The organism is Bacillus sp. GW823-FHT06B01 (assembly GCF_058952315.1).
In genome coordinates this window covers 825,884-840,558 of record NZ_JBXAHR010000002.1, presented here as the reverse complement: position 1 = coordinate 840,558, position 14,675 = coordinate 825,884, and the positions used below count along the sequence as shown (strand labels likewise).

The window sequence follows — 14,675 nt, the reverse complement described above, 5'->3', positions numbered from 1 at the left end:
ACATTATCGATTATGTTGCCTTACTTTTTTATTCAACAATTTTAAAATAGCCCGACGTGTTAAAATCCCCTCAAAATACCCATCTTCATTGACAGCGCAAATAAAAGGATGATCAATTGTCATTTCTAAAGCTTTTGCAAACGAATCTTCTAACTTAAGAACCGGAATGTCTTCCTTCATCACCTGTTCTACTTTCATTTCGTCAAGTCTTTCAAACTCAATACGTTCTAACCCTAACATACCATCTAAAATCATAGCAGTACTAATTAACCCATGCAATTTATACATCGGGTCCAAAACAGGTATCGCCGAATATCCAGATTTCACAAGAACGAGTAAAGCATGCTCTAAACCATTCCCCATTTGGACATGTGCTACTTTTTCTGATGAAATCATTAAATCTTTCACAAAAATTTGTTGAAACTCGTCTTTCGGAATACTAATCATATTACATCCCCCATTTTCCTACTTTTAATCACCGAATCTATTCATATTTTATGACAGCGTTTTCATATTATTATTTTGTCCTTACTTTATTTCAATAAAAACAAAATTACACAGCTATTTTAGCATACAACACAAAAAAAAGACTACCATCCCGGTAGTGCTTAATACCCCTTATTTTTTAATCTGTAAAATAACCTTGTGATTTTTTTATATTGTGTCACATCTGTCTGCTTTAAACCATTCTCAATATCTGTAATTTCCACAGCTAAAATTTCACTCGCATAATTTTGCTGAAATAGAATATCTAGTAACAAACTCTCTTCTTCTTCTGTTAAAACAAATTCCCTTTTCATATACCCCTCTCCTTATACTCGCATCGTTACTCTTATTATATATAATTTCCAACCTATTTAATAGATGTAATATTCAGTTTTTAACGAAGGATATATAAAAATTGTTTTTTATTTCGTATATCGATTTGCATAACTAAACGCCGCATAAGCATCTGGCTTAATTTTTGCCGTTAATCCCATCGCTTGAATTTTCGCTGTCATATCTAGAATAAATTCTTTTGTTAAACCATCATTTCCGATATCCAAGTGAATTTCCATTATAAATCCTGCTCCCTCTTGAGCATATGGATGCAATAAATCCCATATTGTTTGTATATGATTTGGAGTAAATAGGCATGCGATCTCTTGGCTAAACTGCGTTTCTAAATATATTTTCTCACGTAAAGTTGCTGGCTTATCTTTCACTGATTTATGGTGTAAACACCCCCAGGCACCTTTTCCAATGCGATGAATATGAATTGCCGTAATAAACCTCGTATCCTTTTGATGTGCTTGTGAGTCTGTCCCAATGGATAAGCGATATAAATTTCGTGGATCTTTTTCAATGAAACTACAAATACGGCTAAAGACCATATCAAAATTTAAATGTCTCTCTGAAACATTATAAAATGTATGTTCACCGGCCACATAGTCACGTCCTTTCAATTAGACAGACTTTTCGTATTTTCATTGTATGGGACAAAAATAAAAATTATAACTCCCTATCCTTTATTCGTTTCAATATTTCGAATTACATAATGGCAAACTTGGCACGTATAAATTACATTTTGATTCGATTGAGCTGTTAATACATGAATAATCTCAGCAGAATTGTGACATTTAGGACAAATCACAACTGGTAAACGTTCCATACAACACACCTCCTCGTTATTTTTATCTCGCTTTTGCTATCTGTAAACACCCAATTGGTGATGACTAATATTCAGTATAGGACGAAGAATCCCCACTGATTACAATTTCACTTTATTACCATTGTAGGAAAAATGAAAACTCCCTATACATATATGCTAAAAAGTAATAGAACTAAAAAAGGTGTTGCCATATGGCAACACCTTTTTTATATGTATCAAGAAATGATATCGTAAATCTCAATTGCAACCATATCGATATTATCGAATTGATACACTTGAGGTTTTTCACCTTGTTGATACACTTCTAACTCATACATTTCACTTTTATCGAAAAATTTCACGCTACATTTGCGCTCACCGTTCACTTCAAAATAGCGTTGTGCTACTTCACCGCTTTCAGCTTGTTCTTGTAGACTAACAAGTCGAGTTAAAATTCCTTGGAGTAGAGACATGAAATCTCTCCTTTCTCTGATCTTCCTACCAATAGGTTTTACAGCTATACTCATTCTATCCGTCATAACAGAAAAAATGTTCCACAGTCTAGGATAAAGGTTATTGGCCAGAAACTCAACTAAAAATTTGTCGAAATGCGAAGGAAAAAACAGAAAGAACATCTTTTCCCTTCTTTATTGCGATTTTTATACTGGAAGAATATAATAAAAAACAGAAAAAAGGAGGAATTACAATGAGAAAAATTGAGGTTTACACACAACCTGATTGTCCGCCATGTGTCATTGTGAAAGAATTTTTAAAGCATAATAACGTTGTATATGAAGAATTTGACGTAAAAAAAGACGCTGCTGCACGCAATCGTCTTTTATACGACTATGATTCGTATTCAACTCCAACAGTTGTAATTGATGGAGAAGTTGTTGCTGGTTTTCAAATTGAAAAATTACAACAGCTACTCAATATTGAATAAGAATAGGTAAAGACCTATTCTTATTTTTATCCCACTATTTGTGGGCAGTAATAGCCCGATTGGTGCGAGCTATTAATGAGTGAGAGATGAACATCCCCCACCAATTACAGTTTCACTTTATAATTGTTGTAATCGTTTTATTTCAGTTAAAAGTTCTTGGCTTTCATGATATCCGGCCAATTTCCATTTCCCTTGATCTCTTTGCAATGTTATAATTTGATATTGTCCACTTTTCGCCCGCTCATATACATATAAAATTTTATGCTCTTCATCATATGACATTTTCGTTTCTGAATGAAAAGAAAACGGCGCTTCTTTTGCTGGAAGTAAATATTCACCACTTTGTTTATCACTTCTACTATTTTCATCTGTAAATACTTGAAGGAAATTCTCTGTAAAATATGGTGATAACGTTTCTATCATCTTATTCATCGGCAAATGCTTCCCACGAATTGAAAATTGGGTTTCATAGCCTTTTTGTATCGTTGTAAACACTTCTTCCCGATCGACTTTCACTTCCTCTTTTCCTAAAACAGTTGTGACACTATAACCAACTAGAAAGGCAACGCATACAAATAGAACTAACCATATTCCATATTTCCTCATTTTTTCACCTTCCTTTTAAGAAAACTTGTCTTTGTAGTATTCATTGTAACAATGATTATGCAAAGACAGGGATGGTTTCGTTCGTAAAATCTTTACAACGATAGACAGCATTTTCATCACCATTTTCACTATTACCAATTTATGATAAAAACAAACAAAAAATGCACGAATCTCTTCGTGCATTAAAATAAAACATCTTCTTCATATAAATATTCATACGATAAATCTATAAATAAAAAGTTTTCATCATCAATTGGGAAGGAAAATGTTCGTACCATCTCACCGGTTTCAATATCAGCATATAAATCTGAAAGTCTTGCCTTATTCTCAAAACGCATTTTCATAATATTTTCTAGAAAATACGGACGCCAACTCCAGTTCTTCATATAATACTCAGGCATCACAATCCATTCCCCATCTTTTTTCATAACGTTTCCTGATTGTTGGAAACCATCTTCGTTACAAATAAATATGCGGAAACTACACTGTGATACACTTTGGCTAAATTGTAATAACCAATCATTTATATCTTCATTCTTTTTCTGTTTGGCTAGAACATCACCAATTCGATCACGTAACATTTCTGTTAAATTATAAATTTTTTGTAATTTCTTCTTCTCATGTTGAATAAATTGATGACACTCATTACCAAGTCGTTCTTTCAAAACATTCGTTTCAATAAAATCAGGTAAGCACTCTTTCAAATAATTCCCTTGATAATATCTACCACCGTTTTTCCAAGCATATTGTAGTTGATAAAAAGCATCTATTTCTTCATATAACAATGTTGCACCAATTCTTCTAGCAAGTAATGATAAAGAATATAAAATATCTTGATAAGATTGTAAAAGTGCAGTTTGCCTTAAGTTTGTTAAATCTACTTTTAAAATATCCGGTGCTAACACGCTAATACGTTCTAAATTACTTGTACCCGTTCCGACTTTATTAATCGAAATTTGAATACCATATGTACGATAATACATAAGCAAATGATTAAATTGCTCTATATCTTCTTTACATTCATGTTCTGTAATTTCTAAAACAATGTGTTTCAAATTTAAACCTTGCTCTTCATACATCAATAAAAGTTGAAGTAAACTTTCATCATCATCGTTCATTAATACGTTAGCATTCCGATGTATAAATAATAATAGTTTTTGATCACTTTCTAAATAACGATTTAAAGCTTTTTCTACTATAATGTTATCCGCTTCCAGTTGAAACTCACTCGGAATAGAATCATCATGAAAGAAAGACGCTAAACTTTGTATGCCCTCTTCTGTTTGAATACGTCCTACTACCTCATATCCAATTACAGTATGCTCATCAGCACTAAAAATAGCTTGATAATAAGGAAGGACTTTATCCAAGTTACTCATTACATCTAATGCATCTATCAATGTGCTTCCCTCCCTTTACTTTTCAAAAATTATAACATGATATTTACGGAAAAATAATAAAAAATCCCTTCAGTTTTCCTGAAGGGATTAGAGGGGTAAAATGCTAAGGGGAATTAGCAATTCTACTATGAAGAAAAAAGAGGTCTTAAATATAACGTATATATGACCTCTTGTAAATACTTTTCTTTCACATGTCACAATTCCGTCACATTTAACCGTGAGAATATGAATCAAACATTCATTTTCTTATCCCTTTTAAAATGGATATTGATGTAAATGTTGTCCTCCATCCATTGTCATGCAAGTTCCATTTATGTACGCAGCTTCATCTGAACATAAATAATAAGCTAGACCTGCAATTTCTTCTGGCGTGCCCAGTCTTCCAAGCGGAACACTTTGTATCGTACGCTTAGCCATTTCTTCTGAAATCCATAATTTATCAGCACCGCCCGTACGTTCAATTGGTCCTGGCGCGATAGCGTTAACTCGTATTCCATATTTACGGCCCCACTCAACAGCGAGTGTCTTCGTCATTGCTAATACTCCAGCCTTCGCAGCAGCCGAATGAATAACTCCCGGACCTGCATCCCATGCATATGTTGCTACCATGTTAATGATATTCCCTTTTATACCTTTTTCAATCCAATATTTTCCGACAGCATGGCTGCAGTAAAATGTACCGTTTAATACAATATTAATGACTGAATTCCAGCCATTCACGGATAAATCTTCTGCTGGACAAATAAAGTTTCCAGCTGCATTGTTTATTAAAACATCAATTCGTCCAAACTTCTCATCAATCTCTTCAATCATTTTCTGAATGTCATCAGTATTTCTTACATCCATTTGTACGGGTAATACTTGCCCCGGAAATTGTTCAATTTCCAACTTTGTTTCCTCTAGTTTTTCCTTTGTGCGTCCTGTAATAACAACTCGTGCCCCTTCTTTTGCAAAACGGGTCGCCATTCCTTTTCCCATTCCGCTCGATCCACCTGTTATAATAACTACCTTTTCTTTCACATACATCCCCTCCCAAAAATGAATACACATTCATTTTATCATTTTATTTAATAGAAATCTTTATATTTTTAAACTTTTCTGATATTTTAACGTAAAGAGGTTTCTTTTTATTCATTTTTTTCGTAATCTATACTACTTTTTTATTATTTAAAATATATTTTAAATAAACTGAAAGGAGATTTGAGTAACCTATAAATGTAACAACAACATGTGATATAAGTTAAATAGGTATACTCATATTTTTATGAAGAAAATTACAAGAAGAGATTTTTTTAAAGCTGGAATGCGCACTTGTCTATATTCATTTATAACCACTAGCATCGGATACTATTACGCTAAATATATTGAGCCTCATTTACTCTCTTTTACAGAGCATACACTTAAATCACAACTCATACCCAAAAGTTTTCATGGTATGAAGATTCTTCAATTTAGCGATTTACATCTCGGATACTATTTCTCTCTCCAACATTTATCTCAAATCGTTTCTAAAATTAATGCTGTAAAACCTGACATTGTTCTTTTCACTGGTGATCTCATTGATAATTATCAAACATATACTGACACTCCTTTCGTTCCATCTATTTTAAAAAATATACAAGCACCCTTCGGTAAATTTTCTATTTATGGTAACCATGATCACGGCGGATATGGAACGGAATACTACGAGCACATCATGCGTGAATCTGGATTTGAACTACTATTAAATAGCGAAAAGAGAATTCGTCTACTGGATAATAGTGAAATTTCAATTTTCGGTCTTGATGATATACTACTAGGCAAACCCAAAATAGAGAAGACACTACAGCACGCGAGGCAAAACACTTATAACATTGTTCTTGTTCACGAGCCAGATATTGCACCACAAATCGCTAAATATCCAGTTAACTTACAACTTTCTGGTCATAGCCATGGCGGACAAGTACAAATTCCCTTTTTAGGTGCTATTATTACCCCATCACTTGCTAAAAACTATGTTGAAGGTTTCTATACGATTCAAGATTTAGCTCTCTATGTCAATCGAGGTCTCGGCAGAACACGCGTCCCATTCCGATTTATGGCAAAACCTGAAATTACAATTTTTACGCTCCAACATTCGTAATAATTCGCCTATTTTCTTACATATCCTTTCTTGTACGCGCTCATCCACGTTTCATTTACCATATGATAAAAATGAGTCCAATAAAGGAGGTTTGTTCATGTATCCATATTATCAACCAATCCCAGTCCGTTCAGCACCTATTGGTCCAGTAGGCGACTCACGCTTCTTTCCGTTTTTTGGTGTTCCATTTCTAGCTGGGATTGCTGGTGGACTGCTCGGTGGAGCATTAGCTTTCGGTCCTAGACCGTATTACCCACCATATCCACCACCTTTCCCACCGCCAACACCTTATCCTTGTTATGGCGGACCTTGTCAACAACCATTCTATTATTAATGTACTCCAACAATTCTACCAATGTTATTCCCTCTCTTAACTGATCCATTAACATGCTTACAATAAAAACTATTCTCTCTACGCATCCTTCTATTTAGAGAATGTATAATAAGTAGAGAACAAAGTAAAAAAACCTCTTAAAAAAAGAGGTTTTTTTACTTTGTTCTCATTATTCAGCATCCGTGTTTTGATACGCCATCTTAAACAACTTCACTTGGCTATCAATTTCTTCTGTACTACTATTAATAACATAGTAGTACTCACCAGATTTATTCTGTTCACGTGTTTTCACATTATCAGCTAATATAAGTTGTAAAATCGCCTTAATTCTCGCCTTCATTTCAATATCTAATATCGGGAAAGATATTTCTACTCGCTTCTCCATATTCCGCGTCATCCAGTCAGCTGAAGATAAGTATATTTTCTCTTCTCCATTATGATGGAAATAATAAATTCGGCTATGTTCTAAATATCTCCCGACAACACTAACTACCCGAATATTTTCACTTACATTTGGAATACCAGGCCTTAAACAACACGTTCCTCGAACGATGAGCTCTACCTTTACTCCAGCTTGTGATGCTTCATACATTTTTTTGATTAATGGTTTATCTGTTAATGAATTCATCTTAGCGATAATATATCCATTTCCATATTGCCTATGATAACGGATTTCTTCATCTATTAAATCCATAAATTGCTCTCTTATATCAAATGGTGCAACCGATAAATGATGAAAATGTGGCTTGGTTGTATAACCACTCAAATAATTAAAGAAATTTGTTGCATCGACCCCAAAGTCTTTTCGTGATGTAATATACCCAAAATCAGTATATAACTTTGCTGTTGCGTCATTATAATTTCCAGTCCCGAGATGTACGAACCTTTCGATTTTTCCGTTTTTTCTTCTTACAACTAGCGTAATTTTACTATGTGTTTTCAAATGACTTACACCGTAAATAACGTGACAGCCTGCCTTTTCTAATTCTTTAGCCCAATGCACATTATTTTCTTCATCAAATCTTGCCTTCAATTCAACTAATACCGTAACTTGCTTCCCTTTTTCAGCTGCTACCTTTAGCGCCTGAATAATCGGCGAATCCCCACTTACTCGATATAATGTTTGTTTGATTGCAAGTACATTCGGATCGTCTGCCGCATCACGTACAAAATCAACTACTGGCTGAAATGATTCAAAAGGATGATGTAATAAAATATCATGCTCAATTGCTTTTTCGAATACATCTTCCGCATCCCCCAAGTCTTGAGGCCGTTGCGGAATAAGAGCCGGATATACTAGATGTTCATATAAAGGAGCTAGTTTTTTATATAAAGAAAATAGACATGTTAAATCTAATGGTCCATCCATTATATACACATCTTCATCTTTTACTTCCAACACCTCATATAATAATGCTAATACTCTTTCATCAATATGCTCTTTGCCAACTTCTAAACGTACAGCAGCTCCCCACTTACGCTTTTTTAATTCTTTTTCAATTACCTTTAATAAATCCCTCGCACCTTCTTCATGAATCGTTAAATCCGCATTGCGTGTAATACGGAAACGAGTAACAGACGATACTTTATATCCTGTAAATAATTTATGAGTAAAACCACTAATTACATCTTCTAATAAAATAAATTTATGCTTTTGCCCCTCACTCGGTAAAAATATGAAACGTTCAAGTAATGAAGGAACTTGTACAATTCCTAACTTCGTGCGGTTTTCTTCCTCCACTTGTTTCTCATCATATAAAAGAGTAGCTAAATTCAAACTTTTATTTAATAACATCGGAAATGGACGATATGCATCAATAGCTACAGGTGTTAACACTGGAAAAATCTGCTCATCAAAATACTCTTCTATAAATTCCCTCTGTTCTTTCGTCAAATCGTGGAATGTTAAACGTTCAATCCCCTCTAACTCCAGCGCTGGCAACACATAATTTTTAAACGTATCGTATTGTACAGTCATTAATTCATGGGCCTTTATCGCAATTTTATTTAATTGCTTTTTTGGTGTTAAGCCAGCCTTATTTTCTGGTTGGTTAAACCCAGCACTCACTTGATCCTTCAATCCTGCTACGCGTACCATAAAGAATTCATCTAAATTGGAACTGAAAATGCTAATAAACTTTAATCTTTCCAAGAGCGGATTTGTTTCATCCTGCGCTTCTTGTAGTACACGTTCATTAAATGCTAACCAACTTAATTCTCGATTATTGTAATAAGCTGTATCATTTAAATTTACTATATTCCCCATCAACATTTCCATCCTCTTCACACTTCCCCTGAAACTTTTTTACTATAATTTAGTTACTTTTATTTTAGCAAATTACAATATTCCAAGGTGTTAATTTTTTGTAAAGACATCCGTACAACTTAACGTGTTGATTCGAAGGATAAATTAATAGTCGTTTTCAACACTCTTTCCAGCTGCTTTTTTTGTTTTTCAGCTTGCACTTTTTCCGCTAATGCCGATTGCTCACATACAATTTTAAATGTTAATCCTTCTTTACTTTCTGTTATAGATATCGATTCAACAAGTGATCTTTGTCTTATATTCAGAGCTGCTGAAAACTGTAAAACAGCCCCTAATAGGCGGATTTTTTTTTGTTCATTTTTATCAAACCATCCTTCAAATGGGGACAAATGTTGTTTGAATAACATTTTTGATTTATAAGACGCAATAAGCGCTAATCTAACTCGCTCTTTATGCATCATCCCATCAATTGTTTTATTCGCTAATAAATAAAACGTATGTAAGCGGCTCGCTTCTTCGTCTATATATTTACCTATATTAAATACTTTCGCTGCTTGATGAAATACTTCCCAGTCTTTTACTGACATAGAAATCAGCCCCGTTTCTTCAAGTTGTTGACAAATGAGTCTTCCGTGTTTAATAAGCTGCATTACAAATTCCATATCCATTTCATATTCATGTGATAATAAATACAAACTTTCTTCGACTACGTTCGGATAATATGAAATCCCCAAATCTTTTGTCAACTCTTCATAGAAAACACCTTCTCGTAACCCTTTTCTACTTAACACAAATGCTGGTGCCTCTATAACATTAACAAGCGTATGAAAAACTTCGACTGCTGGAATAATTGTATCTGCTCGATCTTTTGCCAATCCTTCCAATTTTTGAAGTTCTATGAACGACAATGCTTCCAATTCTTCTTTCACATTTTTAATATCTTCTTCTTTCATTTTATATAAATGTACCCCTGCTATAGGATAACAAATTAAATTTTGATGGATTTTCACTAAGTTCCTCGCACTACCACCAATTGCAATAAGAGGCAATTTCTTATCAATTAACCATGGTAATGTTCGAAATTGATATTCTAAGTACGTTTGAATCTTTTCCAACTCGTCTTCAGTAGGTATATCCCCTTTAATAAATTGTTGCTTTAAAGAAAGTGCTCCAAAAGGAAAGCTATGGTACTCTAGAATCTCTCTATTTCGAAAATATGTAACTTCTGTACTTCCTCCACCAATATCTACTGTAATTCCTTCAGAGAACGAAGTTGAATTCATAACCGCTAAATAGCCGTAACGTGCTTCTTCATATTCTGATAAGACTCTAAGAGTAAAGTCTGTTTGTCCTTCAACCAGTTTTTTAATTGCCTCTTGATTCTCAGCCTGTCTAATTGTTGCAGTTGCAACACAAAGCACATGATGCAACTGGTGGAATCGTGTACTTTCTTGAAATTGAAATAACGTTTGTAACAATACCTCTATTCCTTCTTCATTCAACACACCATCAATTAAGTAATTCCTTAGCCGAGCAACCACTTTCGTATTTTCAATCTCCTTATAAAAACCTCCGTTTTGCTTTTCATAAATAACTAAACGCATTGTATTAGATCCAATATCTATAATGGCATATTGCTGTTTTAATATTTCTTTCAAACTTCTCACTCTTTCATTATCAAATTTCTAAAACACATTCTATTACTATTATACAAAATAGTTGTTTTTTGTAACAATATTGCTTTAATATTGAAAATATATACAATCACTTTTTGCATATAATAAAAACCTCTTTTATTTATGTTATAATAATGAAAAATTGAAAGGAGATTCAATATGAAACCTTCACAACCACAATCTCAATTACAAAACCAACATTCTATTAATCGACTAGCTCAATCTATTTTCGTTGTGAATCGTCATGCTAAAGCTGCAACTAATCCGAAGTATTTATACTGGTTAAAAAAGACGGCTTTAGAACGCTTAATTGCTGAAAAAAAAGCTATTAAAGAAGGATTACATTTTTCTAGAAATCCACGTTTTAGCCAACAACAATCTGATGTTCTTATACGTTTAGGTGATTATTTTTTCCATATTCCTCCTACCAAAGAAGATTTTCGAATCCTACCACATCTTGGTCATCTTGAATCCTCCTATCGAAATCCGAAAACAACCTTATCTTTAACAGTAGCAAAAAAAATACTTCAAGATTATATTGGTCCTGAAGCACTGAAACAAGAAAAAAAATTAAGTGAACCTGTTCCATGGTATAGTCGTACTTATACAAAAAAATAAAACAGTTTGGCCAATTGTAGGCCAAACTGTTTTATTTTTTCTCTTCTTTAATTTTAATATTTGCTTGTTTATAAAAAGCTATTTTTTCTGTATTATAAGATTTCGTAAATTCATTAAACTTGTCTTTTTCTGATTCAATATCCTTATAAGATTGATTTACTACTTTTACCTTTTCACTAATATCTTTTAATTTTGTACCTTTATCTTGTAACATTGTATATAATTCTTTTTCTTGTTTTAACGATTTATTATAGCTATCATACATCTTGTTAAATGAATCTTGTCGTTTCTCATATGTGCTTTTCACTTTACTTGCTTGATCTTTCAATTTCTTATCTTCAATTTTCTTCACATATTTATCTACTGATTTCACTTCTTCTTGTGCCTTATTTAAAGATTCTTTTTCTTTTTTTAGCACTTTTTCTCGTTCATCTGTATTTTTCACTGCTTGGTTCAGTTTTTCCTTAACAGCTTGATTATTATCTTTTCCTTCTTGAACAATCTGGTTATATAATTCTTGTCCTTCTTTCTCTAAAGTTTCAAGTTTCTTTGCATCTTCAAACATTGTTTTTTCTTGCTTTGCAGCATTTTCAAACGCAACATATAATTCCTCTTCTGGTTTCGGCCCGAAACAACCGGCTAATAAAGTCATTGATAATGCAGTTACAATTGCTAATTTACTATACTTCAACATCTTTTTCCTCCTACTTATATACGATCATCGTGTAAAAAGCTATGAAAATTATATACCCTTCTATAAACTCCACACTCGCACCTTTTTTACGAAAATCATTGATATTATTTATTATACTTGTCAAATTGTATTACTTGAAATTACATTTTACGTCTTTGAACTCAATAGCAATTTCGTATCCATCTTTACATATACTTTTACTTGGTACTTTTTAAAACTTGTTCATACTATGTATTACATAAAAGTACAACGGAATTCATCACAGCCATAATAATTTGAAGAACAACAGTAATAATTCACCTGATAAAAGATGTTCGTTGTTCTCTCACGTCTATCATTCTATCATTCCCTTTCCGCTTTCTATCAAATAATTTCTTTGTTCATTTTACACAGTTTAAATGCTAACTTGCAACAACTTACAATTATTCTTGTCATTCCCTAAAAAGGAAAAGTGTAGAGCATGCTTCCCTCTACACTTTTAAAATGAAACACATTGTGCAAATGCATTGACACATCCATCATAATTATATGCTTATTCCATATATTTTTAAAGACTTTTATTACAATAAAAGTTCTTTTTGTAATAAAAGTCAAAAAAATGTTACATTAAAAACTTCTTCATATCATATTTCTTTAAATCAAAGTTTCACTCATTTTCTTACAAACCCCTATGCTGGTACAATTGATTTTGTGCCTTTCTTAACAATTCTTCAAAAGTTTTTCCTCCTATTGGATAACTAGCAGCTCCAAATAATAGCGTCATACTTAACAAACCATTTTCTATTTCACTTTCAATATTTTTCATTAATCGATTTGTTATTGTCGACTTTTCATGTCCGTTATCAATCGCCACAATAACATACTTATTTTCATCCCACCTAGTAACGACATCTCCTTTACGAATTGTCTTTACAATCGTACTCTCCAATTTTTGTACTAACACCTCCATTTTTTTTTCTTGCACTGTTTCTTTTAGTTCTTTCCATTCTTTCACAGAAAGAATGTACACTGTAATATTATGAGAATCCCGTTCTGATAAAGCAGCTACTTTCTCAAAGAAATCAACTACAAAATCATTACTTGCCATTCCCCCTACTTCCGTATCCATACGCCCACTCGCTCTTTTATCATACCAATGTCCAAAATAATAGCTGAGTATCATTTGCAATATATAAATAATAAAGACGGTATAAAATGATCGCGAATCCAGTTTTGTAATTACATCCTGAAGCGCAATCCATTCTGTAACTGCCACTGTATTCCCAAGTAATAACCCACTAATTTTCCCTTTATGTTTCATACTTCTCCTCCTTTCTATACCAATATATGTTTCTATAACAATTATGTTTTTCTACAAAATAAAAAATGTACATATTGAGTGTACATTTCCGCTTAAGCTTGTCTACCATTTCTATTCTATTTCATATATATACTATATATCGTTTTAGAAAGAGGTGACTTATATGCTACAAAAAGAGAATCTATCAGATATTATACGTTTACTAGCAGGTTTTCTATTATCATTAAAATTACTGTTTAATTCTTTCGGAGTGAACTTTATTACAAACGATCAAATTGATGCTATTGTAAATGTTGCTTCCTTTCTTTTCATTTTATATTTTGGTTATAAAAATAATTATGTAGGAAAAAAAGGAATGGAGCAAAAAAAAGTACTCAAAAAACACAATCTTCATTAAAAAAGGAACCTTTCTTACAGGTTCCTTTTTATCATTGCCGCACAACAACTTCATTTGTTTGCAGTGGACCATATGATACTCCTTTATATTGAAATGTATATGTAGCCTGAAATAATGCGTTTTTAAGTGCTTTATCTTTATTTGCTTTTATTTTACAAATTAGTTCTACCTTCTCATTCGGTAATAAATTATCAATCCGCCACCTTACAAGCTGGAACAGGAACTCACTCATCCCCTTATCAGCCTTTAATGAGTTTGGAATATAGGCAAAATAATCTCGAATCATATGACTTACTACAACTCGTGAAATCATTTCCATTCCTTTATTTTCAACTTCAATTCGAATAATAAGTATGTCATTTACATCATAGGTCAGTTCATATGAAAATTTTTCTTTATACATACTACGGATTTGCAATGTAACTGCTACATTAGGACATTCGTTTTCTTTTTTTGAGCCATCAATCCATAACACCGGTTGTAGCGGCATTGAACGCCTACCTTGATCTGAAATTCGTTTCCATATTTTCATAATAATATTCACCCCATTTCAGATGCATCATATCCATACGACCTTATTCTGCCTCTCCACACAATATTAATAAAGCTTGTTACAAACGATATATAGTTATTACTCTTTCTTTTATCCTATTCGACAATATAAAGAAAAAACCATTTTTCCTCTGTTA

General features: G+C 32.8%; 18 protein-coding genes. 5 read left to right on the top strand and 13 right to left on the bottom strand.

The features are described 5' to 3' along the window. Window positions 1-3: 3 nt before the first annotated feature. The 5 genes from cbpB to AC1Q8N_RS11510 all read right to left on the bottom strand — a co-directional run bounded on the left by cbpB (window position 4) and on the right by AC1Q8N_RS11510 (window position 2,103). Window positions 4-447: a cyclic-di-AMP-binding protein CbpB gene (gene cbpB / locus AC1Q8N_RS11530; RefSeq protein ID WP_000623572.1), complete on the bottom strand. Its 444-nt coding sequence runs from the start codon at window positions 445-447 to the stop codon at window positions 4-6. A 161-nt stretch (window positions 448-608) separates the two neighbouring features. Next, the gene (abbA, locus tag AC1Q8N_RS11525) at window positions 609-800 is read right to left on the bottom strand and encodes an antirepressor AbbA (protein ID WP_048546142.1); all 192 of its coding nucleotides are present in this window, start codon (window positions 798-800) and stop codon (window positions 609-611) included. Between the two features lie 108 nt (window positions 801-908). Next, a complete protein-coding gene (locus tag AC1Q8N_RS11520) occupies window positions 909-1,427 on the bottom strand; it encodes a ribonuclease H-like YkuK family protein (protein ID WP_098079026.1) in 519 nt (172 codons plus the stop codon). Between the two features lie 74 nt (window positions 1,428-1,501). Further along, the gene (locus tag AC1Q8N_RS11515; RefSeq protein WP_000440533.1) at window positions 1,502-1,651 is read right to left on the bottom strand and encodes a hypothetical protein; all 150 of its coding nucleotides are present in this window, start codon (window positions 1,649-1,651) and stop codon (window positions 1,502-1,504) included. 215 nt (window positions 1,652-1,866) lie between these two features. Then, window positions 1,867-2,103 (bottom strand): YkuJ family protein, encoded by a 237-nt coding sequence (locus AC1Q8N_RS11510; RefSeq protein ID WP_000055151.1) that lies wholly within the window; start codon window positions 2,101-2,103, stop codon window positions 1,867-1,869. 233 nt (window positions 2,104-2,336) lie between these two features. Between AC1Q8N_RS11510 and AC1Q8N_RS11505 the strand changes: the two genes are divergently transcribed. Continuing rightward, window positions 2,337-2,573 carry a glutaredoxin family protein gene (locus AC1Q8N_RS11505; RefSeq protein ID WP_001225788.1) on the top strand — a complete coding sequence of 79 codons (237 nt, stop codon included), beginning with the start codon at window positions 2,337-2,339 and terminating at the stop codon, window positions 2,571-2,573. A gap of 117 nt (window positions 2,574-2,690) precedes the next feature. Here the strand turns inward: AC1Q8N_RS11505 and AC1Q8N_RS11500 are convergent, their stop codons facing one another. The 3 genes from AC1Q8N_RS11500 to fadH all read right to left on the bottom strand — a co-directional run bounded on the left by AC1Q8N_RS11500 (window position 2,691) and on the right by fadH (window position 5,599). Beyond that, a complete protein-coding gene (locus AC1Q8N_RS11500) occupies window positions 2,691-3,179 on the bottom strand; it encodes a DUF3993 domain-containing protein (protein ID WP_001233812.1) in 489 nt (162 codons plus the stop codon). A 182-nt stretch (window positions 3,180-3,361) separates the two neighbouring features. Next, window positions 3,362-4,579, bottom strand: a complete 1,218-nt coding sequence (locus AC1Q8N_RS11495) for an EAL domain-containing protein (protein WP_000564300.1) — start codon at window positions 4,577-4,579, stop codon at window positions 3,362-3,364. A gap of 255 nt (window positions 4,580-4,834) precedes the next feature. Next, on the bottom strand, window positions 4,835-5,599 hold the full coding sequence (fadH, locus tag AC1Q8N_RS11490; protein ID WP_000660912.1) for a 2,4-dienoyl-CoA reductase: 765 nt from the start codon (window positions 5,597-5,599) through the stop codon (window positions 4,835-4,837). A gap of 244 nt (window positions 5,600-5,843) precedes the next feature. Between fadH and AC1Q8N_RS11485 the strand changes: the two genes are divergently transcribed. Next, complete coding sequence (locus AC1Q8N_RS11485) at window positions 5,844-6,701, top strand: metallophosphoesterase (RefSeq protein ID WP_048546146.1); 858 nt, start codon at window positions 5,844-5,846, stop codon at window positions 6,699-6,701. A gap of 97 nt (window positions 6,702-6,798) precedes the next feature. Next, entirely contained in the window at window positions 6,799-7,035 is a 237-nt protein-coding gene (locus AC1Q8N_RS11480) for a hypothetical protein (protein ID WP_000283744.1), read from the top strand. Window positions 7,036-7,204: 169 nt separating this feature from the next. On the opposite strand, the gene AC1Q8N_RS11475 is transcribed toward AC1Q8N_RS11480, so the two are convergent. Further along, window positions 7,205-9,313 (bottom strand): polyphosphate kinase, encoded by a 2,109-nt coding sequence (locus AC1Q8N_RS11475; RefSeq protein WP_000425559.1) that lies wholly within the window; start codon window positions 9,311-9,313, stop codon window positions 7,205-7,207. A 107-nt stretch (window positions 9,314-9,420) separates the two neighbouring features. Then, window positions 9,421-10,968, bottom strand: a complete 1,548-nt coding sequence (ppx, locus tag AC1Q8N_RS11470) for an exopolyphosphatase (protein ID WP_303740896.1) — start codon at window positions 10,966-10,968, stop codon at window positions 9,421-9,423. A 168-nt stretch (window positions 10,969-11,136) separates the two neighbouring features. On the opposite strand from ppx, the gene AC1Q8N_RS11465 reads away from it, so the two are divergent. Further along, window positions 11,137-11,595 carry a YkyB family protein gene (locus AC1Q8N_RS11465; RefSeq protein WP_048546151.1) on the top strand — a complete coding sequence of 153 codons (459 nt, stop codon included), beginning with the start codon at window positions 11,137-11,139 and terminating at the stop codon, window positions 11,593-11,595. A gap of 31 nt (window positions 11,596-11,626) precedes the next feature. Here AC1Q8N_RS11465 and AC1Q8N_RS11460 read toward each other — a convergent pair whose 3' ends face one another. Both AC1Q8N_RS11460 and AC1Q8N_RS11455 read right to left on the bottom strand, forming a co-directional pair. Beyond that, entirely contained in the window at window positions 11,627-12,289 is a 663-nt protein-coding gene (locus AC1Q8N_RS11460; protein WP_048546152.1) for a YkyA family protein, read from the bottom strand. A 658-nt stretch (window positions 12,290-12,947) separates the two neighbouring features. Beyond that, window positions 12,948-13,589, bottom strand: coding sequence for a diguanylate cyclase domain-containing protein (locus AC1Q8N_RS11455; RefSeq protein WP_098079023.1), 642 nt, complete (start codon window positions 13,587-13,589; stop codon window positions 12,948-12,950). Window positions 13,590-13,752: 163 nt separating this feature from the next. Between AC1Q8N_RS11455 and AC1Q8N_RS11450 the strand changes: the two genes are divergently transcribed. Beyond that, window positions 13,753-13,986 carry an SPP1 phage holin family protein gene (locus tag AC1Q8N_RS11450; RefSeq protein ID WP_048546155.1) on the top strand — a complete coding sequence of 78 codons (234 nt, stop codon included), beginning with the start codon at window positions 13,753-13,755 and terminating at the stop codon, window positions 13,984-13,986. Window positions 13,987-14,017: 31 nt separating this feature from the next. Here AC1Q8N_RS11450 and AC1Q8N_RS11445 read toward each other — a convergent pair whose 3' ends face one another. Next, window positions 14,018-14,518: a hypothetical protein gene (locus tag AC1Q8N_RS11445; protein ID WP_000708184.1), complete on the bottom strand. Its 501-nt coding sequence runs from the start codon at window positions 14,516-14,518 to the stop codon at window positions 14,018-14,020. Window positions 14,519-14,675 lie beyond the last annotated feature (157 nt).